Genomic DNA, 19991 nt, shown 5'->3' on the forward strand with positions numbered 1-19991 from the left:
GCGCTCCTGCACGGTGTGGATCACTGAGCCTGTTCGGCGGCCAGTTCTTCCAGGTCGATGTAACGGTTGCCGATGCGCGGGTGCAGACGGCCACCGTCGGCGGCGCCCAGGACCACGACGATCTCGTCGGCGCGCGGCGAATCTTCGATCTGCATTTCCAGGGTGATGTAGTGCGAACGCAGGCCTTCGTCGTCCTTGTGCATCATCGGGATCTGGATCGAGGTGCCCGGCCCGCCGCGCTTGTTGGTGAAGCTCAGGTAGCTCTTGGCGTCCACGGCCTGGCGGTAGTGGTTGCCGAAACGCAGGGTGTGGATGACGGCAGAAGCGTGCTCGATCTCGCCGTCGGCGCCGACCACGGCGGCCTTGCCGTAGGCCTGGATCTTGTCAGCGCCACCGATGGCGGCGGTCAGGCGCTCGACCATCAGCGCACCCAGCTCGGAGCAGTTGGCCTTGATCTCGGGCTTGAGGTCTTCGACGAAGCCGCGACCGGCCCACGGGTTCTTGATCACCACGGCCAGGCCGACCATGGTCACCGGGGTGTCGGTGGCCTTGCCGGCTTCGATGAAGGTCTGCTCGCTGTAGGTGACGATCTTGCGAATCTCGAAACTCATGGGTCGCTCCAGTTGTGACTTCGGCTGGGTTGGGGAAGGGATTCGGTATCATGGTATACCATAATACAGTTTGCGCAAGGCGTATTTGCCTAGGGGGCGGAGCGCCCGGAGCCAGCAGTGGCGGGCGGTGCGTGGAAGTGCGGGGAGGGCAGGCGACGGGCGGTCGCAGGGAAAAACCGCCGTTTCGGCGGCTTCGGCGGCGCGGTATCCTTGGCGCCATCAGCCGGCGCGCATGGCGCCGGAGCCTTGTTGGAGAGTCTTCGAGTATGAAACAGGAAATAGCCACCGTGACCGTCAGCGCCGAGCACTGGGGCCGCGAGGCCGAAGCGGTGGACAACGCCCGCGTGACGGTGACCCTTAGCGCGCCGCAGGAGGGTGTGATCGAGGTGAGCTTCAAGGGCCAGCTGGATGCGCCGGATGAGCCGACCCACGTCTGCGTGACGCTGGAGAACGGGCTCTCTTATTACGGAGAGATCCAGGGCGGTGAGGCGAACGCGGAGGGTGGGTCGATTCGCTTCGAAGGCGAGCTGATCGATCTGGAAGGCTTCTAATCCCGTCGTTTCGGCATTCGCGGGAGAGGGCCTGTCCGCGATCAGAGTTGCCACCCACACCGAAATCACACTGATGCACCAACGTAGGATGGCGTGGAGCGAAGCGATACCCATCGATTCTCGCGTACCGACAGCATGGGTATCGCAAGCTCCACCCATTCTACGTAAGCGCTCACCGGGGGGAACGGCACCAAGCGGTTCGCGAGCAAGCTCGCTCCTGCAGTGTGGTTCTGAGCCTGATCGGCTCGCCCAATAAAAAACCGGCCACATAGGCCGGTTTTTCATTGTCTGTGGATAACCCTCACTGCTGCTGCGGGACCATCCCCTGGATGCGCTTGGCGAAGGCGTTCGCCAGCGGGCCGTCGGCGAGCAGCAGCAGGTAGTCGTGCTCGGACTTGGCCGCCGGGGCGATCTGGTATTTCAGGGTGCCCGAGGCCACCTGGCCGACCACCGGCACGGTCAGGGTGCCGACGCATTCGAGCACGCCGCTGTCCGGGTCCTTGTCGATGATCGCCACGTCCTTCAGCTCAGCCTTGCTCAGTGCGTCGGACTGCGCGGAAAGTGCGCCGGACAGGAAAATCTTCACCAACTGGTTCTTCACATCGTCCGAGCCGCAGACCTTGGCCTCGTTGCCTCCGCAGGCGCTCAGCAGCGCGGCAGTGGCCAGCACGGCTGACAATTTCAATACGTTCATCTATCCACCCTGTGGCGTTCCATGATGGCCATTGGATAGGAAAAGGCCGGAAAAATTCCCTGCCGACCACTCCCGTTTCGCTATCAAGTTGGCGAAACGGGAGAAGGACTGCGAGCCTTCAGACCACGAAGCGCGCCACCATTCCGTTCAGGTCCACGGCCAGACGCGACAGTTCCTGGCTCGCCGCGCTGGTCTGGGTAGCGCCGGCCGAGGTCTGGGTCGCCAGGTCGCGGATGTTCAGCAGGTTGCGGTCCACCTCGCGGGCGACCTGGGCCTGTTCCTCGGTGGCACTGGCGATCACCAGGTTGCGTTCGTTGATCAGCGACATGCGCTCGAGGATCACCTGCAACGACGCGCCGGCCTCGCCGGTGCGGCTGACGGTGCGTTCGGCGTGGGCGGTGCTGCTGAGCAGGGCGGTGACGGTACGGTCGCTGCCGTTCTGGATGGCCGAGACCAGTTCCTCAATCTCGCGGGTCGAGCTCTGGGTGCGCTGGGCCAGCGAGCGAACCTCATCGGCGACCACCGCGAAGCCACGCCCGGCCTCACCAGCGCGGGCAGCTTCGATGGCAGCGTTGAGCGCCAGCAGGTTGGTCTGCTCGGCGACGCTGCGGATCACCTCCAGCACCTTTCCGATGTCCTGCGCCTGGTTGGCCAGGACCTCGGCCTGCTGCGAGGCCTGGCTCACTTCACCGGCCAGGGTGCCGATGGCATTGGAGGTCTCGTCGACCCGCTCGCTGCCGCTGCGTGCGGCGTCGATGGCCTCGCGGGAGGCGGCGGAGGTCGAGGCGGCGTTGCTGGCCACTTCCTCCACGGCGCTGGTCATCTGGTTGACGGCGGTGGCGGCCATCTCGATCTGGTCGCTCTGCTGCTGCAGCGCGCGGCTGCTCTCCTCCATCACGCTGTGCATTTCCTCGGCGGCGGAAGCCAGCTGGCTGGCCGAGTTGCCGATGCCGCGGATGGTCTCGCGCAGGCTGTGCTGCATGTCTGCCAGGGCATTGAGCAGTTGCGCCGGCTCGTCGCGGCCCTCGACCGTGAAACGCTGGCTGAGGTCGCCACTGGCGATGGTCTGCGCTACGCGCACCGCCTGGTTGAGCGGTACGACGATGCTACGGGTGAGCTGCCAGGCCAGCAGCAGGGTCAGGCCGACGCTCAGCAGCAGGACAGCGCTGACCACCAGCCGGCCGCCCTGGTATTGCTCCACGGCGCGCTGGGCGGCGGCCGCTGCACCATTGCGGTTGAGATCGATCAGCGCGGTGAGGCGTTTGTTCAGTTCGGCACCCTGCTGGGCGATGTTGCCGTTGAGGATGTGCAGCGCGCCTTCATCGTCGTTCTTGCGGATCTTCTCCAGCAACTGGTCGACGTAACCGAGGTAGCCGTCCAGCGTCTGGCGTAGCTCGTCGGTGTGCTGCTGCTCCTCGGCGCTGAGGATCAGCCGGCGGTAGTCGGCGAGCACCTTGTCCTTGTCCTGCCGTGCCTCGGCGATCAGCCCCAGGCTGCGTTCGCGGGCGGCGCTGTCATGGTTGACCAGCAGGCGCATGGATTCCAGGCGGATGCGGGCGATGTCGCCCGACAGCTGGTTCATGTGGTTGATGCTCAGCAGCCAGTTGCTGTCGATCTCTTCGGATGCGGCGCGCAGGGTCGAGAGCTTGTACAGGGAGAACAACCCGAGAAACACCAGGAGCAGGCCCATGACTGCGAAACCCAGGGACGCGCGGCGGCCAATACTCATGCTTCTGAACATCGTGAAATTCCCTTTTCTTCATCCAGTGTGTGGAGCTCTTGGGCTCCGCCATGCGCAGTGATGGCTCCGTGATATTACTGGGCGCCATTTTTTCGCGGCAGTGGCAAAACAGGACTAGCAGACGAAAAACCTGTCCGCTTTTGATGAGGGGATGATTCAGACGAGCGTCAGCCAGGCCAGCACCGCGTAGCGCCCGACCTTGGCGACGGTGACCAGCAGCAGGAAGCGCCACAGTGGCTCGCGCATGACGCCGGCGATCAGCGTCAGCGGGTCGCCGATCACCGGCGCCCAGCTCAGCAGCAACGACCAGCAGCCGAAGCGCCGGTAGTGGCGCTGGGCTTTCTCCAGCGCCGCATCGCTCACCGGGAACCAGCGGCTGCCGTGCCAGCGCTCTATTCCGCGCCCCAGCAGCCAGTTCACCAGGGAGCCGAGCACGTTGCCCAGGCTCGCCGCCAGCAGCAGTGACCACAGCGGGTACTGGCCGCCGAGCAGCAGGCCGACCAGCACGGCTTCCGACTGCAGCGGCAGCAGGGTGGCGGCGACTAAGGCGGAGAGGAAGAGGCCGGCGTGGGCGGCCAGGGCGAGGCTGAGCATCGGGTCGATCGAGGGTGGTTAATGGGCTGGGAGAATGAGGAGGACCGGCGTACTAAAAATTCGGAATAAAGAGATGAGGTTCCGGTATGTCCAGATACTATATGTCCTATCTTGCTGAGGACTTGGTAGGAATTTACATTCGCGGCGACTGCGCGCCCGAGTGAAAAGTCCGTCGGCACGCCACAACTCTTCTGGGGAACGCTGTGAAGAACTGGACTCTACGCCAACGCATCCTGGCCAGCTTTGCCGTCGTCGTCGCGATCATGCTGCTGATGGTGGTGATTTCCTACACCCGTCTTCTGCGGGTGGAGCACAGCACGCAGCGGGTCAGCGAAGATGCCATGCCCGGCACCTACGCACTGACCACAGTGCGTTCGGCCTGGACCGACAGCATCCTGCTGACCCAGGTGCTGGTCGGCCTGAGTGACGGCAAGCCCTACGATGAAGCACGCCGGCAGGAGTTCCGCGTTATCCACGATGCACTGATCGAACGCATCGCGCTCTACGAGCGGACCGTCAACGATTCCCGTGACAAGGAAATTCTCGGCCGCTTCAAGCAGCAGGCGACCGAATACGATGCCCTGCTGGGGCAGGTCCTGCAGCTTTACACCACCGACCGTGACGGCGCCCGGCGCCTGCTGCTGGAACGTCTCGAACCCCTGTGGGAAGACGGTCGCAAGACGCTCAACCAGCTGATTTCGCTGAACAAGGAAATCGCTGACGCGGCCGCCGCCGACATCGTCAGCGAGGTCGCCACCGCCAAGGCGATCATGCTCATCTCCCTGTTGCTGGCCATCGTCGCCGCGGCGGTCTGCGGGCTGCTGCTGATGCGCGCTATCACCGAGCCGGTGCGTCAGGTGGTGAAGGGCCTGCAGGTCATGGGCAGCGGTGACTTCACCACGCGCCTGGCAATGGAGCGCAACGACGAATTCGCGGTGATCGAGACCGGCTTCAACGGCATGGCCGAAGAGCTCAAGGGCCTGGTATCTCAGGCGCAGCGCTCAGCCATCCAGGTGACCACCTCGGTGACCGAGATCGCCGCCACCTCCAAGCAGCAACAGGCCACCGCCACCGAAACCGCCGCCACCACCACCGAGATCGGCGCCACCTCGCGGGAAATCGCCGCCACCTCGCGCGACCTGGTGCGCACCATGACCGAGGTGTCCTCGGCCGCCGAGCAGACTTCCACCCTGGCCGGCTCCGGCCAGCTGGGCCTGGCGCGCATGGAAGAGACCATGCACCACGTGATGGGTGCCGCCGAGTTGGTCAACGCGAAGCTGGCGATCCTCAACGAGCGCGCCGGCAACATCAACCAGGTGGTCACCACCATCGTCAAGGTGGCCGACCAGACCAACCTGCTCTCGCTCAACGCCGCCATCGAGGCGGAGAAGGCCGGCGAGTATGGACGTGGCTTCGCCGTGGTCGCCACCGAAGTGCGCCGCCTGGCCGACCAGACTGCCGTGGCCACCTACGACATCGAGCAGATGGTCCGCGAGATTCAGTCCGCCGTGTCTGCCGGCGTGATGGGCATGGACAAGTTCTCCGAGGAGGTGCGTCGCGGCATCTCGGAAGTCGGCCAGGTCGGCGAGCAGCTCTCGCAGATCATCCAGCAGGTGCAGGCGTTGGCGCCGCGCGTGCAGATGGTCAACGAAGGCATGCAGGCCCAGGCCACCGGCGCCGAGCAGATCAACCAGGCGCTGGTGCAGCTCGGCGAGGCCACCGGGCAGACCGTGGAATCCCTGCGCCAGGCCAGCTTCGCCATCGACGAGCTGAACCTCGTGGCCAACGGACTGCGCAATGGCGTCTCCCGCTTCAAGGTCTGACGCCGCCGCGGCGGGCAGGCTTTACCTGCAGTTCCGCCTGGGCGCGGACCGCTATGCGCTGGACGTCCATGACGTCATCGAGGTGCTGCCGGTGCCTGCGCTCAAGCGCGTGCCGGAAGCGCCGGCCTGGGTTGCCGGGCTGTTCCCGCACCGTGGCGAACTGCTGCCGGTGCTGGACATGAGCCAACTGGCCTTCGGGCACAGCGCGCCACGGCGCACCAGCACGCGCCTGGTGCTGGTGCATTACCGCGCCGCAGGCGAGGGCCCGGAGCAGCGCCTCGGGTTGATCCTCGAACAGGCGACCCACACTCTGCGTCGTGATCCGGCGGCCTTCCGCGACTACGAACTGGACAATGGCAGCGCCCGCTACCTCGGCCCCGTGCTGGAGGACGAGCAGGGCCTGCTGCAGCGCGTGGGCGTCGATCAGCTGCTCAGCGACGAAGCCCGCGCGCGCCTGCTGCGCGATTCCGGCGGGGCGCCGGCATGACCGATCCGCGCTTCGCCCAGTTGCTCAAGGAACGCATCGGCCTGGATGCCGAGTCGGTCGGCGACGCCGTGATCGAGCGCGCCGTGCGCCAGCGCTGCAACAAGGTCAGCGGCGGCAACGCCGAACATTACTGGATGCAGCTACAAGGTTCTGCCGAGGAAGTGCAGGCGCTGATCGAGGCGGTGATAGTCCCGGAAACCTGGTTCTTCCGTTACCCTGAATCCTTCGGCGCGCTGGCGGACCTCGCGTCCCGGCGAGTGCTGGAGCTGGCCGGCACCCGGCCGCTGCGCATCCTCAGTCTGCCGTGCTCCACCGGTGAGGAACCGTACTCCATCATCATGGCGTTGCTGGATGCGGGGCTCGCCCCAGCCGCCTTCCAGGTCGACGCGCTGGACGTCAGCCGCGCGGTACTGGAGAGGGCGGAGGAGGGGCGCTACGGGCGCAACTCGTTCCGTGGCTCCAACCTGGCATTCCGTGACCGCTACTTCAGCGCCGACGGCAACGATTACCAACTGGCCGAGGCGGTGCGCCGCAAGGTCCGCTTCCGCGTCGGCAACCTGCTCGCGCCGGGTCTTCTGGCTGGCGAAGCACCCTATGACTACGTGTTCTGCCGCAACCTGCTGATCTATTTCGACCGCCCGACCCAGGAGCAGGTGGTGGACGTGCTGCGCCGGCTCGCGCGGCCCGACGGCGTGCTGTTCATCGGCCCGGCCGAGGCCAGCCTGATGTCGCGTATCGGCCTGCGTCCGCTGGGTGTGCCGCAGTCCTTCGCCTTCCCATTGCAGGATGCCGAGCCGGCGCCGCGTGCGGCTCCGCTGAACTGGACGGCGCCCCCGCCGATTCCCCGCCCGGCTCCGCCCAAGCCCGCACCGGTGCGCCCGCGTCCGGCGAGCCAGCCCGGACAGCCGCCCGCAGCTGCCGCCGGCAACGCGCTGGAGGAGATCGCCCGGCTGGCCAATTCCGGGCAGGCCGCCGAAGCGCGCCAACGCTGCGAGGCGCTGCTGGCCGAGAAGGGCCCGAACGCCGAAGCCTTCTACTGGCTCGGCCTGCTGGCCGACGCCCAGGGCCTGGGCAGCGAGGCCCAGGCGTACTACCGCAAGGCCCTGTATCTGCAACCCGATCACCAGGAAAGCCTGCAACACCTGGCCGCGCTGCTCGCGGCCCAGGGCGATGCAGCCGGCGCCCGCCGTCTGCAGGAGCGCGCCGCGCGAGGAGTGAAGCGCAATGGTTGAACGCGGCCCGTCTTACATCGATGGCTCATCCATCGGCGATGACCTGCCGACGGTGGACGACTGCTGGAACCGCATCGGCGTGCGCGGCGACCGCAGCTGCCCGAAGCTGGCCGAGCACATTCATTGCCGTAACTGTCCGGTGCATGCCGCCGCGGCCATCAGCCTGCTGGACCGCTACGCGCTGGGCAGCGAAGGCGCACACCTGGCTCCCGTCGAAGTCGCCGAAGCGGTGGTCGAGGAAGGCCGTCCGCACCTGATCTTCCGCCTTGGCGAGGAATGGCTGGGCTTGCCCACCCGAGCGCTGGCCGAGGTCGCTCCGGCCTGCGGAGTGCATTCATTGCCGCATCAGCGCTCGCCGGCGCTGCTGGGCGTGGCCAACGTGCGCGGCACGCTGGTGGCGTGCATTTCCCTGGGGGAACTGCTCGGTCTCGACAGCCGCGCGGCCGCCCGCGACGACGCCCGCATCGTGCCGCGCATGCTGATCCTGGCGGCGGTCGGCGGGCCGATCATCTCGCCGGTGGATGAAGTGGACGGCATCCACGAGCTGGACGAGAAGGCCATCGTCGAAGCCTCGTCCCAGAGTCACGCCGCCAACGATCGCTTCACCCGTGGGGTGATGCAGTGGCGCAACCGCAGCATCCGCCTGCTCGACCAGGAAGCCCTGCTCGACGCCGCCACCCGGAGCCTCGCATGACCCCGGACCAGATGAAGGACGCGTCGATGCTGGAGCTGTTCCGCCTGGAGGCGGAGGCCCAGACGCAGGTGCTGGTTCATGGGCTGATGGCGCTGGAGCGCAACCCGACCCAGGCCGACCAGCTCGAAGCCTGCATGCGCGCCGCGCACTCGCTCAAGGGCGCTGCGCGCATCGTCGGCCTCGATGCCGGCGTGCAGGTCGCCCACGTCATGGAGGATTGCCTGGTTGGCGCCCAGGAAGGCCGCCTGCTGCTGACCTCCGGGCATATCGACGCGCTGCTGGCCGGCACCGATATCCTCCTGCATATCGCCGACGCCCAGCCCGAGCGTGCCGAACAGGCCCAGCAAGGCGTGCCGGCCATGGTCGAACGCCTGCAGGCGCTGGTTTCCGGAAAGGCCCCGGCGCAGCCGGCACCGTCTGTTCCAGTGCCCGCCGAGCCCTCACCGGTAACTGTCGAACCGCCCGCGCCGGCTCCCGCCGAACGCCCCCAGCGCCGCCGCTCCAGCGACAGCGATGAAGCCGGCGAGCGCGTGCTGCGAGTGACCGCCGAGCGCCTCAACCAACTGCTCGACTACTCCAGCAAGTCGCTGGTGGAATCCCAGCGGCTGAAGCCGCTGCTCGATTCTCTGCAGCGCCTCAAGCGCATCCAGGCCAGCGCCAGCCGTGTGCTCGACGGCGCCCGCGATGCCGCCAGCACTGCCAACCTCGACGCCGAGGCGCAGGCCTATCTGGCCGACGCGCGGCGACTGGTCGGTGAGTGCCAGCAACTGCTCAGCGAGCAGATCGCCGAGCTCGACGAATTCAGTTTCAAGGCCGGCCAGCGCGCCCAGTCGCTTTACGACACCGCGCTGTCCTGCCGCATGCGGCCGTTCTCCGACGTGCTCTCCGGGCAGGCGCGGATGGTCCGCGACCTCGGTCGCTCGCTGGGCAAGACCGTGAGCCTGGACATCCAGGGCGCCACCACCCAGGTGGACCGCGACGTGCTGGAGAAGCTCGAAGCGCCGCTCACCCACCTGCTGCGCAATGCCGTCGACCACGGTATCGAGTCCGCCGAAGTGCGCGCCCGCAACGGCAAGCCGGAGGAGGGCACGATCCAGCTGCTGGCCCGCCATCACGCCGGCATGCTGGTGCTGGAACTGCAGGATGACGGCGGTGGCGTCGATCTCGACCGCCTGCGCTCGGCCATCGTGCGCCGCCAGCTGTCCACCGAGGAAACCGTGGCGCGCCTTACCGAGGAAGAGCTGCTGAGCTTCCTGTTCCTGCCCGGCTTCAGCATGCGCGAGCAGGTCACCGAAGTGTCCGGCCGTGGCGTCGGCCTGGACGCCGTGCAGCACATGGTGCGCCAGCTGCGCGGCGGCATCCGCATGGAACAGGTGCGCGGGCAGGGCGCGCGTTTCCACCTGGAAGTGCCGCTGACGCTGTCCGTGGTGCGCAGCCTGGTCGTCAGCATTGGCGGTGAAGCCTATGCCTTCCCACTGGCGCACATTGAGCGCATGCGCCGTCTGGCGCCGGACGAGATCGTCCAGCTCGAAGGCCGCCAGCAGTTCTGGCACGAGGGCCGGCATGTCGGCCTGGTGTCCGCCAGCCAGCTGTTGCAGCGCCCCGACGGCGAAGCCACGCCCGACGAGATTCCGGTAGTGGTCATCCGCGAACGGGAAAGCGCCTACGGCGTGGCGGTGGAGAAATTCATCGGCGAGCGCACCCTGGTGGTGGTGCCGCTGGATGCCCGGCTGGGCAAGGTGCAGGACGTCTCCGCCGGCGCGCTGCTGGACGACGGCACGCCGGTGCTGATCCTCGACGTCGAGGACATGCTGCGCTCGGTGGAAAAACTCCTGGCCACCGGTCGCCTGGAACGCATCGATCCCACCGGTCGCCTTACCGGCCCGGCGCGCAAGCGCGTGCTGGTGGTGGACGACTCGCTCACCGTGCGTGAGCTGGAACGCAAGCTGCTGCTGGGGCGCGGCTATGATGTCGCCGTGGCGGTCGATGGCATGGACGGCTGGAACGCGCTGCGCTCGGAGCATTTCGACCTGGTCATCACCGACATCGACATGCCGCGCATGGACGGTATCGAGCTGGTGACCCTGATCCGCCGCGACACCCGCCTGCAGTCGCTGCCGGTGATGGTGGTGTCCTACAAGGACCGCGAAGAAGACCGGCGGCGCGGGCTCGATGCCGGCGCCGACTATTATCTGGCCAAGGCCAGCTTCCACGACGAGGCCCTGCTGGATGCGGTGGTCGATCTGATCGGAGGAGCCCACGGGTGAAGATAGGGATAGTCAACGACATGCCCCTGGCGGTCGAGGCGATGCGCCGCGCGCTGGCTTTCGAGCCGGCGCACCGCATCGTCTGGGTCGCCGCCAACGGCGCGGAGGCACTGGAGATGTGCGCCGCGCACAAGCCCGACGTGATCCTCATGGACCTGCTGATGCCGGTGATGGATGGCGTCGAGGCGACCCGCCGGATCATGGCCCAGAGCCCCTGCGCGATCATCGTCGTGACGGTGGACCTGGAGCGCAACATGAGCCGCGTGTTCGACGCCATGGGCAATGGCGCGGTGGACGCGGTGAACACGCCGGTCATGGGCACCGGCGACCCCGCTGAAGCGGCACGTCCACTGCTGCGCAAGCTGCAGAACCTGGCCTGGCTCAACGCCCCGCGTGACAGCCGGCCGGCCATCAACGCAGTGCCGGCGCGCAAGGGCAGCGGCGCGCGCAAGCTGATCGCCATCGGCTCTTCGGCCGGCGGCCCGGCGGCGCTGGCTGACCTGTTCGCCCGCCTGCCGGAAGATTTCCCCGCCGCCATCGTGGTCGTCCAGCACGTCGACGAAGTCTTCGCCGCCGGCATGGCCGAATGGCTCTCGACCCAGTCGAAGATTCCCGTGCGCCTGGCGCGCAACGGCGAGCCGCCGCAGCCGGGCTGCGTGCTGCTGGCCGGCACCAACCACCATATCCGCCTGCTCAAGGGCGGCGAGCTGGCCTATACCGCCGAGCCCAGCAGCCACATCTACCGGCCCTCGATCGACGTGTTCTTCGACAGCGTGGTCGAGTACTGGGTCGGCGACGCCGTCGGCGTGCTGCTCACCGGCATGGGCCGGGACGGCGCCGAGGGCCTGAAACACATGCGCGAACGAGGTTACCTGACCCTGGCCCAGGATCAGGAAAGCAGTGCCGTGTACGGTATGCCCAAGGCTGCGGCGGCGATCGGCGCCGCAGTGGAGATTCGCGCGCTGGGCGACATCGCCCGACGACTCGCTGAGGTCTGCGCCTGAGCGCGGGCTACGGAGCTGATTGCATGAACCCCCTATCCATGAACTCAAGCCAGAGTGACTACCCCGTGACGACCCCAGGCGATACAGCAGTCATGGTGCTGCTGGTGGACGACCAGCCAATGATCGGCGAAGCCGTGCGCCGCGCGCTGGCGGACGACCCCAGCATCGACTTCCACTTCTGCTCCGATCCGCACCAGGCCATCGCCCTGGCGATCCAGATCAAGCCCACGGTGATCCTCCAGGACCTGGTGATGCCCGGCGCCGACGGTCTTTCGCTGGTGCGTGAGTACCGCGCCAATCCGGCGACCCGCGACCTGCCGATCATCGTTTTGTCGACCAAGGAAGACCCGGCGGTGAAGAGCGCGGCGTTCAGTGCCGGCGCCAACGATTACCTGGTCAAGCTGCCCGACGCCATCGAACTGATCGCGCGGGTGCGCTACCACTCGCGCTCCTACCTCGCCCTGCAGCAGCGCGACGAGGCCTACCGCGCCCTGCGCGAGAGCCAGCAGCAGCTGCTGGAAACCAACCTGGTGCTGCAGCGCCTGATGAACTCCGACGGCCTCACCGGGCTGTCCAACCGCCGGCACTTCGACGAGTACCTGGAAATGGAGTGGCGCCGCGCCCTGCGCGAGCAGACCCAGCTGTCGATCCTGCTGATCGACGTGGACCACTTCAAGGCCTACAACGATACCTTCGGCCACGTACAGGGCGACGAGGCGCTGCGCCAGGTGGCCGGGGCCATCCGCGCCAGCGCCAGCCGCCCCTCTGACCTGCCGGCGCGCTACGGCGGCGAGGAGTTCGTCATGGTCCTGCCCAACACCTCGCCCGGCGGCGCGCGACTGCTGGCGGAGAAGCTGCGGCGCCTGGTGCAGGACCTGAACATCCGCCACGAGCTGCCGACACCGGGTTCGTCGCTGACCATCAGCATCGGCGTGGCGACCCTGATCCCCCAGGCCGGGCAGGCCTGTCGCCAGCTCATCGAACTGGCCGACCAGGCGCTCTACAACGCCAAGCACGGCGGGCGCAACCAGGTGGCCATCGCCGGCTGAAAGGGCGGGGAGGGCGCGGAAACGGTGAGCGTGCTTTGTCGTAAAGCCTGAAAGGGCGACAAAAAATCACGTATACTTGCCGGCTTTTCTACGCCCTTTACCCGTGAGAGATGCCCGCCATGGAAATCCAACCGATCCTCAACAGCATCAAGGACCTCTCCGACCGTACCCATTCGATTCGGGGGTATCTTTGACTACGATCTGAAACATGATCGTCTGATCGAAGTAAACCGCGAACTGGAAGACCCGGCGGTCTGGAACAAGCCCGAATACGCCCAGAACCTGGGCCGCGAGCGCGCCATGCTGGCGCAGATCGTCGAGACCCTCGACGAGCTCACCGGCGGTCTGGCCGACTCCCGCGACCTGCTCGACATGGCGGTCGAGGAGAATGACGAGGGCGCCGTCGGCGACGTCGAGGCTGAAGTCCAGCGCCTGCGCGAAATCCTCGAGAAGCTCGAGTTCCGCCGCATGTTCAGCGGCGAGATGGACCCCAACAACGCCTACCTGGACATCCAGGCCGGCTCTGGCGGCACCGAAGCCCAGGACTGGGCCAACATGCTGCTGCGCATGTACCTGCGCTGGGCGGACAAGAACGGCTTCAGCGCCGAGATCGTCGAGCTGTCCGAGGGTGAAGTCGCCGGCATCAAGGGCGCCACCGTGCACATCAAGGGCGAGTACGCCTTCGGCTGGCTGCGCACCGAGATCGGCGTGCACCGTCTGGTGCGCAAGAGCCCGTTTGACTCCGGCAACCGTCGGCACACCTCGTTCACCGCGGTGTTCGTGTCGCCGGAAATCGACGACAACATCGAGATCGAGATCAACCCGGCCGACCTGCGCATCGACACCTACCGCTCCTCCGGCGCTGGCGGTCAGCATGTGAACACCACCGACTCCGCGGTGCGTATCACCCACGTGCCGACCAACACCGTGGTGGCGTGCCAGAACGAGCGCTCCCAGCACGCCAACAAGGACACCGCCATGAAAATGCTGCGGGCCCGGTTGTACGAGCAGGAGATGCAGAAGCGCACCGCCGCCTCGCAGGCGCTGGAAGACACCAAGTCCGATATCGGCTGGGGTCACCAGATCCGTTCCTACGTGCTCGACCAGTCGCGCATCAAGGACCTGCGTACCGGCGTGGAACGCAGCGATTGCGACAAGGTGCTCGACGGCGACCTGAACGAGTATCTGGAAGCCAGCCTGAAACAAGGCCTGTAACAGCACCCCCTGCGGGGCGGGCCGCGCGGCCCGGCCCCGCCAGTAACCCCTATTGATCAAGACGCCAGGCAGATAGACGACCATGAGCGACCAACAACTCGACGCTACCGAACTGCAACAGGAAGAAAACAAGCTGATCGCCCAGCGCAAGGAAAAGCTTGCCGCCGTGCGTGAAGCCAAGGCCATTGCCTTCCCCAATGACTTCCGCCGCGAGAACTACTTCGCGGACCTGCAGAAACAGTACGAAACCGCGACCAAGGAAGAGCTGGAAGCAGCTGCCATCCCGGTCAAGGTTGCCGGTCGCATCATGCTCAACCGCGGCTCCTTCATCGTCCTGCAGGACAGCAGCGGCCGTCTGCAGGTCTACGTGAACCGCAAGACCCTGCCCGAAGAGACCCTGGCCGAGATCAAGACCTGGGACCTGGGCGACATCATCGGTGCCGAAGGCACCCTGGCCCGCTCGGGCAAGGGCGACCTGTACGTCGAGATGACCAACGTGCGCCTGCTGACCAAATCCCTGCGCCCGCTGCCGGACAAGCACCACGGCCTGACCGACACCGAGCAGCGCTACCGCCAGCGCTACGTCGACCTGATCGTCAACGAGGAAACCCGCCACACCTTCCGCGTGCGTTCCCAGGTCATCGCCCACATCCGTCGCTTCCTGTCCGATCGCGGCTTCCTCGAAGTGGAAACCCCGATGCTGCAGACCATTCCCGGCGGCGCGGCGGCCAAGCCCTTCGAAACCCACCACAACGCGCTGGACATGGCCATGTTCCTGCGTATCGCCCCGGAGCTGTACCTCAAGCGCCTGGTGGTCGGTGGCTTCGAGAAGGTCTTCGAGATCAACCGCAACTTCCGTAACGAAGGCGTCTCGACCCGGCACAACCCCGAGTTCACCATGCTCGAGTTCTACCAGGCCTACGCCGACTACGAAGACAACATGGACCTGACCGAAGAGCTGTTCCGCGAGCTGGCCCAGGCCGTGCTCGGCAGCACCGACGTGCCGTATGGCGACAAGGTCTTCCACTTCGGCGAGCCGTTCGCCCGCCTGTCCGTGTTCGACGCCATCCTCAAGTACAACCCGGAGCTCACCGCGGCTGACCTGACCGACCTGGAGAAGGCCCGCGCCATCGCCAAGAAGGCCGGCGCCAAGGTCCTCGGCCACGAAGGCCTGGGCAAGCTGCAGGTGATGATTTTCGAAGAGCTGGTCGAGCACAAGCTGGAGCAGCCGCACTTCATCACCCAGTACCCGTTCGAAGTGTCTCCGCTGGCCCGCCGCAACGACAACGACCCGAGCGTCACCGACCGCTTCGAGCTGTTTATCGGTGGCCGCGAGATCGCCAACGCCTACTCCGAACTCAACGACGCCGAAGACCAGGCCGAGCGCTTCATGCTGCAGGTCAAGGAGAAGGACGCCGGTGACGACGAGGCGATGCACTACGACGCCGACTTCGTCAACGCCCTCGAATACGGCATGCCGCCCACCGCCGGTGAAGGCATCGGCATCGACCGCCTGGTGATGCTGCTGACCAACTCGCCGTCGATCCGTGACGTCATCCTCTTCCCGCACATGCGCCCGCAGGCGTAAGCGCAGGAACAGGAGAGAAAGGCCGCCCTCGGGCGGCCTTTTTTCGTTTCCGCACCCGACAGCTTTTCGTAGGAGCGAGCAAGTTCGCACCTACGAACGGATGGAAACTTGCGGTATACCATCCGACGAAATGCATGTCATTTGCGTGGCTCGGCCACGCTGTGGCACGTCTCACTCCCAGGCCTGATTCCCAGCCGCCTGCTCTGCCTCGCGGCCCGTTCCGTGCGCCGGTGTCGCAGCTGCAAAGCGGCAATTGTTTTCCCACAGAAAAGCTCGAACAATGAGCCATCAGGCCGCGCCGCCGGAGGTAATGCCAGTGACCCAAGTGTCCCCGCGAGACAGCGCAGCGCAAGTCGCCAGCGCCATCGCAGAAAGTGTCAAATACCAGGGCCGCAAGGCCAGCCGCCAGGGCAGCGAGCAGCGCCGCCAGGCGATCCTCGACGCCGCCCTGCGGATCATCGTGCGTGATGGCGTCCGCGCCGTGCGCCACCGTGCCGTGGCCGCCGAGGCCGGTGTGCCGCTATCGGCCACCACCTACTACTTCAAGGACATCCAGGACCTCATCACCGACACCTTCGCGCTCTTCGTCGAACGCAGCGCCGAAGCCCTGTCGACCTTCTGGACCAGCGTCGAGGGCGACCTCCAGGCCATGGCCGCCGGCCTCGGCCAGGACGACCCGCAGGCTCGCCGCGAGCTGACGGCCAATATCGTCGAGCTGGCGATCCAGTACGTCATGGTCCAGCTCAACGAGCGCCGCGAGCACCTGCTGGCCGAACAGGCCTTCCGCCAGGAAGCGCTGCTCAACCCCAGCCTCAGTGATCTGGCACAGCGTCACCGGCGGATTCTTTCCCTGGGCGTGGTGCATTTCTTCGAAGTGCTCGGTTCCAGACAGCCCGAGCAGGATGCCCGGGTGTTGACGGCCATCATCCTGCAGATGGAGTATCAGGGCCTGCTGGACGGGGCCGACCACCTGCAGATCGAGGAAATGCGTGCCATCCTTAGCCGCTATCTCGACCTGGTGATGGGCCTGTAGCCCCGGCTACTGCATTCCAACCCCGCCATCCGGCGGGGTTTTCGTGTCGGAACTCCGGACGCCCTTGCGCATCGCATGCAAAGGCATCCGGACCTAAGGAGGGCGTGATGAAAGTCTGGCGTGCACTGCTGCTGTTGAGCATCGGCCTGCTCAGTGGCTGTCTGGTGACGTTCAAGGACCCGATTCCGGCCAATGAGCCCGCGCCGGCTCACCTGCTGGGCCAGTGGTCGCGTGTGGACGAGTACGGCGAGGAGCAGTTCCTCGAAGTCACCCGCTCCGGATCCAATCTCTACCGCGCTCTGAGCTACGTCGACAGCAAGGACAACACTGACAGCGTCGAGGACTTCGGCTTCACCGTCGCCCACCACGGCAAGCGCTGGTACCTGTCGGCCGGTTTGCCGAAGAGCATGGGCGGCAACTTCGCCCTGGCCGGCTTCGAGATCACCGACAAGGACGAACTGGTGATCTATAACCTGGATGTCGAGCACATCCTGCAGGACATGAAGGAAGGCGCGCTCAAGGGCGAGAAGGTCGACACCGAACAGGGTGCCGGCGCGCTGGTGACCAGCCAGCTGCCCCAGGTGATCGCTTACCTCAACGATCCGGCCAACTCCGACGTGTTCGTCGAAGCGCTGCGCTTTTCGCGCGTGACCCCGGGAGAAAAGCAATGACCCCACGGCGCAAGAAGTCCACGCCCAACGAGTACCAGCAGATCATCCGCGGCCTGTCCGACCGCATCGTCGAGGCGCAGACGCCGATCCGCGTGCTCGACGCCATCAAGTGGGACGACGGCGTCCGCGACGACTTCCTCAAGGGCCGCGGCAAGCACGCGCCCAAGGTCGACCGCGCCTACTACGACAGCCGCCCGCTGTCCTTCGACAGCAGCGCGAAGAAGCAGGAATTCCAGAACATCGAGCGCGACATCACCCGCCACCTGGGACAGTTCAACCCGGTCGGGCAGATCATGCGACGCATGTGCAAGGAATACCGCATGGTCATCCGCATGCTCGAAGCGCGCGGCACCCAGGACTTCGGACTGATCTCCCAGGAGCTCTACGGCTCGGCCTCCGACGCCTTCCATGCCGGCGACCCGACCCTGGCAGACCTCGGCCTGATGCTCTCGGACTACCTGAACAACATCGCCGACCGCGGCGACCTCAAGGACGAACCCAAGACCCTCACCGCCAGCGACGCGGTGAAGATGCTGCAGGAGCGCCTGAACAAGGTGTTCGACGGCAAGGAAGACACCATCCGCGTCTTCGAGTCCGACGGCATCGTCGCCGACGCTGCGGCCGGCGCCGACTACATCAAGGTGCGCGCCGACGCCATGTTCAACGAGCGCGACGTGCGCGCGCTGGAAGTCCATGAAGGCCTGGTGCACGTCGGCACCACGCTCAACGGCCTCAACCAGCCGATCTGCACCTTCCTCGCCAAGGGGCCGCCGTCCTCCACGGTGACCCAGGAAGGCCTGGCGATCCTGATGGAAGTGATCGCCTTCGCCTCCTACCCGACGCGCCTGCGCAAGCTCACCAACCGCACCCGCGCCATCCACATGGCCGAGGAGGGGGCGGATTTCCTCGAGGTGTTCCACTTCTACCGCGAGCAGAACTACAGCGTGGAGAGCAGCTACCAGAACGCCAGCCGCGTGTTCCGTGGCTCGACCCCGGTCGGCCTGCCGTTCACCAAGGACCTGTCGTACCTCAAGGGCTTCATCCTGATCTACAACTACATCCAGCTCGCCGTGCGCAAGGGCAAGCTGGAGCAGATCCCGCTGCTGTTCTGCGGCAAGGCCACCCTGGAAGACATGCGCACCCTGCGCCAGCTGGTGGACGAGGGCCTGGTGGTGCCGCCCAAGTACCTGCCGCCGCAGTTCCGCGACCTCAACGCACTGTCGGCGTGGATGTGCTTCTCCAACTTCCTCAACCACCTCAGCCTCGACCGCATCGAGGCGGATTACGCCAATATCCTTTGACCGCCATGCGTTCAAAACGGGCCTCGGTCGTAGGATGGCGTGGAGCGAAGCGATACCCATCGATATTTCGGCGCTGCCGGGTGATGGGTATCGCAAGCGCCACCCATCCTACGTAAGGTGCTTCCTTGCAATCAGGGTGCGACGTATTCCATGGATGAACCCATGCTGAACCGCTGTTTCCGCGCTGTTGCTGTCTCGCTGCTCCTCGCACTCGGCGGCTGCAGTTCGCTGCTGTTCTACCCCAGCGACGATGTCGCCATCACCCCCGCCCGCGCCAAGCTCGACTACCGTGACGTCACCCTGACCACCGCCGACGGCGTGAAACTCGCCGGCTGGTGGTTGCCGGCGAAGGCGGGCGTACCGGTGAAGGGCACCGTGCTGCACCTGCACGGCAACGGCGGCAACATGGCCTGGCACCTGGGCGGAGCCTACTGGATGCCGGAGCAGGGCTACCAGGTGCTGATGGTGGATTACCGCGGCTACGGTCATTCCGAGGGCGAACCGAGCCTGCCGGCGATCTACCAGGATATCGACGCCGCCTTCGCCTGGCTGGACAAGGCGCCGGAAGTGCAGGGCAAGCCGGTGATCCTGCTCGGCCAGAGCCTGGGTGGCGCCATGGCCGTGCACTACCTGGGCCTGCACCCGGAGCGGCAGAAGCAGCTGCACGCGGTGGTGCTCGACGGCGTACCCGCCAGCTACCGCGATGTGGCGCAGTACACCCTCTCCATCAGTTGGCTGACCTGGCCGTTGCAGGTTCCGTTGTCCTGGCTGGTGCCCGACGGCGATAGCGCGATCCGCTCCATGCCGCGACTTTCTGGCGCACCCGTACTGCTCTTCCACAGCATCGACGATACCATTGTGCCCCTGGACAACGGCCTGAGCCTCTACAAGGCCAAGCAGCCGCCGAAGGTCTTCCAGCTGACGCGCGGCAACCATGTGGAAACCTTCGGCGAACCCGTGTGGCGCGAAGTGATGCTGCGCTTCCTCGACGACCCGCAGCACTTCACCGGTTTGCGGCGCCTGGCTGAAGTCCCGAACTATCCCTCTCCGGCGAAGCCACAGGAATCGCAGGCGGACCCGAAACAACAAGGCAACCCATGAACGAGCGCAACCCGATCTCCTACATCCTCACCGTCATCGCCACCATCTTCGTCTCGGTCGGCACGCTCTGGTACTACGGCTACCTGCATTTCGCCAAGCCCGAGGACGCGCTGGAGCTGACCCAGTTCACCATGCTGAAAAGCATCCCCGGCCAGGACAGCACCAAGCTCTCCCTGGACCCGGCCGACCAGCAGGCGCAGTGCATCGATGGCGTGCTGGTGATGTTCGACATGAGCCAGAAGGGCCTCACCGGCGTACTGGTCGACGGCCGCAAGCGCGCCGTGCGCTGCATGGGCGAGCAGACCCCGCAAGAGGTCAAGTGACGGCGAGCCCGC

At 66.1% G+C, this 19991-nt stretch carries 19 protein-coding genes; 15 read left to right on the top strand and 4 right to left on the bottom strand.

Annotated features, from left to right (window positions below; genetic code table 11):
• Window positions 1-20: 20 nt before the first annotated feature.
• Window positions 21-611, bottom strand: coding sequence for an amino acid synthesis family protein (locus IB275_RS07640; RefSeq protein ID WP_192289464.1), 591 nt, complete (start codon window positions 609-611; stop codon window positions 21-23).
• Window positions 612-877: 266 nt separating this feature from the next.
• On the opposite strand from IB275_RS07640, the gene IB275_RS07645 reads away from it, so the two are divergent.
• Window positions 878-1162: a hypothetical protein gene (locus IB275_RS07645; RefSeq protein ID WP_081517818.1), complete on the top strand. Its 285-nt coding sequence runs from the start codon at window positions 878-880 to the stop codon at window positions 1160-1162.
• A 301-nt stretch (window positions 1163-1463) separates the two neighbouring features.
• Here the strand turns inward: IB275_RS07645 and IB275_RS07650 are convergent, their stop codons facing one another.
• The 3 genes from IB275_RS07650 to IB275_RS07660 form a co-directional block, all read right to left on the bottom strand.
• Window positions 1464-1856 (bottom strand): hypothetical protein, encoded by a 393-nt coding sequence (locus tag IB275_RS07650; protein WP_192289462.1) that lies wholly within the window; start codon window positions 1854-1856, stop codon window positions 1464-1466.
• 118 nt (window positions 1857-1974) lie between these two features.
• Window positions 1975-3585, bottom strand: a complete 1611-nt coding sequence (locus IB275_RS07655; protein WP_225610415.1) for a methyl-accepting chemotaxis protein — start codon at window positions 3583-3585, stop codon at window positions 1975-1977.
• A 168-nt stretch (window positions 3586-3753) separates the two neighbouring features.
• Complete coding sequence (locus tag IB275_RS07660) at window positions 3754-4191, bottom strand: YqaA family protein (RefSeq protein WP_192289458.1); 438 nt, start codon at window positions 4189-4191, stop codon at window positions 3754-3756.
• Window positions 4192-4394: 203 nt separating this feature from the next.
• On the opposite strand from IB275_RS07660, the gene IB275_RS07665 reads away from it, so the two are divergent.
• The 14 genes from IB275_RS07665 (at window position 4395) to IB275_RS07730 (ending at window position 19979) form a co-directional block, all read left to right on the top strand.
• Window positions 4395-6014 carry a methyl-accepting chemotaxis protein gene (locus IB275_RS07665; protein ID WP_151186238.1) on the top strand — a complete coding sequence of 540 codons (1620 nt, stop codon included), beginning with the start codon at window positions 4395-4397 and terminating at the stop codon, window positions 6012-6014.
• On the top strand, window positions 5989-6501 hold the full coding sequence (locus IB275_RS07670) for a chemotaxis protein CheW (protein WP_192289456.1): 513 nt from the start codon (window positions 5989-5991) through the stop codon (window positions 6499-6501). The genes IB275_RS07665 and IB275_RS07670 overlap by 26 nt, the downstream gene beginning before the upstream one ends.
• Entirely contained in the window at window positions 6498-7733 is a 1236-nt protein-coding gene (locus IB275_RS07675; protein ID WP_192289454.1) for a CheR family methyltransferase, read from the top strand. The genes IB275_RS07670 and IB275_RS07675 overlap by 4 nt, the downstream gene beginning before the upstream one ends.
• Window positions 7726-8427: a chemotaxis protein CheW gene (locus IB275_RS07680; RefSeq protein ID WP_192289452.1), complete on the top strand. Its 702-nt coding sequence runs from the start codon at window positions 7726-7728 to the stop codon at window positions 8425-8427. The genes IB275_RS07675 and IB275_RS07680 overlap by 8 nt, the downstream gene beginning before the upstream one ends.
• Window positions 8424-10694: a hybrid sensor histidine kinase/response regulator gene (locus IB275_RS07685; protein ID WP_192289450.1), complete on the top strand. Its 2271-nt coding sequence runs from the start codon at window positions 8424-8426 to the stop codon at window positions 10692-10694. The genes IB275_RS07680 and IB275_RS07685 overlap by 4 nt, the downstream gene beginning before the upstream one ends.
• Complete coding sequence (locus tag IB275_RS07690) at window positions 10691-11698, top strand: chemotaxis response regulator protein-glutamate methylesterase (RefSeq protein ID WP_081517827.1); 1008 nt, start codon at window positions 10691-10693, stop codon at window positions 11696-11698. Before IB275_RS07685 ends, IB275_RS07690 begins: the two co-directional genes overlap by 4 nt.
• Window positions 11699-11736: 38 nt before the next feature.
• Window positions 11737-12747 (top strand): response regulator, encoded by a 1011-nt coding sequence (locus IB275_RS07695; protein ID WP_139791560.1) that lies wholly within the window; start codon window positions 11737-11739, stop codon window positions 12745-12747.
• 119 nt (window positions 12748-12866) lie between these two features.
• A protein-coding gene (gene prfB / locus IB275_RS07700; RefSeq protein ID WP_138212621.1) for a peptide chain release factor 2 occupies window positions 12867-13962 on the top strand; the annotation gives its coding sequence in 2 pieces (ribosomal slippage) (window positions 12867-12938 and window positions 12940-13962; 1095 coding nt in all).
• A gap of 82 nt (window positions 13963-14044) precedes the next feature.
• On the top strand, window positions 14045-15550 hold the full coding sequence (gene lysS / locus IB275_RS07705; RefSeq protein WP_081517829.1) for a lysine--tRNA ligase: 1506 nt from the start codon (window positions 14045-14047) through the stop codon (window positions 15548-15550).
• 316 nt (window positions 15551-15866) lie between these two features.
• Window positions 15867-16583 carry a TetR/AcrR family transcriptional regulator gene (locus IB275_RS07710; RefSeq protein ID WP_138212622.1) on the top strand — a complete coding sequence of 239 codons (717 nt, stop codon included), beginning with the start codon at window positions 15867-15869 and terminating at the stop codon, window positions 16581-16583.
• Between the two features lie 107 nt (window positions 16584-16690).
• Entirely contained in the window at window positions 16691-17254 is a 564-nt protein-coding gene (locus IB275_RS07715) for a hypothetical protein (RefSeq protein ID WP_081517830.1), read from the top strand.
• The gene (locus IB275_RS07720; protein WP_192289448.1) at window positions 17251-18555 is read left to right on the top strand and encodes a flavohemoglobin expression-modulating QEGLA motif protein; all 1305 of its coding nucleotides are present in this window, start codon (window positions 17251-17253) and stop codon (window positions 18553-18555) included. Before IB275_RS07715 ends, IB275_RS07720 begins: the two co-directional genes overlap by 4 nt.
• A 162-nt stretch (window positions 18556-18717) precedes the next feature.
• Window positions 18718-19656 (top strand): alpha/beta hydrolase, encoded by a 939-nt coding sequence (locus tag IB275_RS07725; RefSeq protein ID WP_192289446.1) that lies wholly within the window; start codon window positions 18718-18720, stop codon window positions 19654-19656.
• The gene (locus IB275_RS07730) at window positions 19653-19979 is read left to right on the top strand and encodes a PA3694 family proteiin (protein WP_081517833.1); all 327 of its coding nucleotides are present in this window, start codon (window positions 19653-19655) and stop codon (window positions 19977-19979) included. Before IB275_RS07725 ends, IB275_RS07730 begins: the two co-directional genes overlap by 4 nt.
• The last annotated feature ends 12 nt before the right edge of the window (window positions 19980-19991 follow it).

Source organism: Pseudomonas sp. PDM21 (genome assembly GCF_014852505.2).
Taxonomy (GTDB): Bacteria; Pseudomonadota; Gammaproteobacteria; order Pseudomonadales; family Pseudomonadaceae; genus Pseudomonas.

Coding starts and splice junctions, on each gene's coding strand:
- lysS (WP_081517829.1), top strand. CDS start 14,045: ATGAGCGACCAACAACTCGACGCTACCGAACTGCAACAGGAAGAAAAC.
- IB275_RS07655 (WP_225610415.1), bottom strand. CDS start 3,585: ATGAGTATTGGCCGCCGCGCGTCCCTGGGTTTCGCAGTCATGGGCCTG.
- IB275_RS07695 (WP_139791560.1), top strand. CDS start 11,737: ATGAACTCAAGCCAGAGTGACTACCCCGTGACGACCCCAGGCGATACA.
- IB275_RS07650 (WP_192289462.1), bottom strand. CDS start 1,856: ATGAACGTATTGAAATTGTCAGCCGTGCTGGCCACTGCCGCGCTGCTG.
- IB275_RS07670 (WP_192289456.1), top strand. CDS start 5,989: ATGGCGTCTCCCGCTTCAAGGTCTGACGCCGCCGCGGCGGGCAGGCTT.
- IB275_RS07640 (WP_192289464.1), bottom strand. CDS start 611: ATGAGTTTCGAGATTCGCAAGATCGTCACCTACAGCGAGCAGACCTTC.
- IB275_RS07680 (WP_192289452.1), top strand. CDS start 7,726: ATGGTTGAACGCGGCCCGTCTTACATCGATGGCTCATCCATCGGCGAT.
- IB275_RS07675 (WP_192289454.1), top strand. CDS start 6,498: ATGACCGATCCGCGCTTCGCCCAGTTGCTCAAGGAACGCATCGGCCTG.
- IB275_RS07715 (WP_081517830.1), top strand. CDS start 16,691: ATGAAAGTCTGGCGTGCACTGCTGCTGTTGAGCATCGGCCTGCTCAGT.
- IB275_RS07660 (WP_192289458.1), bottom strand. CDS start 4,191: ATGCTCAGCCTCGCCCTGGCCGCCCACGCCGGCCTCTTCCTCTCCGCC.
- IB275_RS07730 (WP_081517833.1), top strand. CDS start 19,653: ATGAACGAGCGCAACCCGATCTCCTACATCCTCACCGTCATCGCCACC.
- IB275_RS07725 (WP_192289446.1), top strand. CDS start 18,718: ATGCTGAACCGCTGTTTCCGCGCTGTTGCTGTCTCGCTGCTCCTCGCA.
- IB275_RS07645 (WP_081517818.1), top strand. CDS start 878: ATGAAACAGGAAATAGCCACCGTGACCGTCAGCGCCGAGCACTGGGGC.
- IB275_RS07720 (WP_192289448.1), top strand. CDS start 17,251: ATGACCCCACGGCGCAAGAAGTCCACGCCCAACGAGTACCAGCAGATC.
- IB275_RS07685 (WP_192289450.1), top strand. CDS start 8,424: ATGACCCCGGACCAGATGAAGGACGCGTCGATGCTGGAGCTGTTCCGC.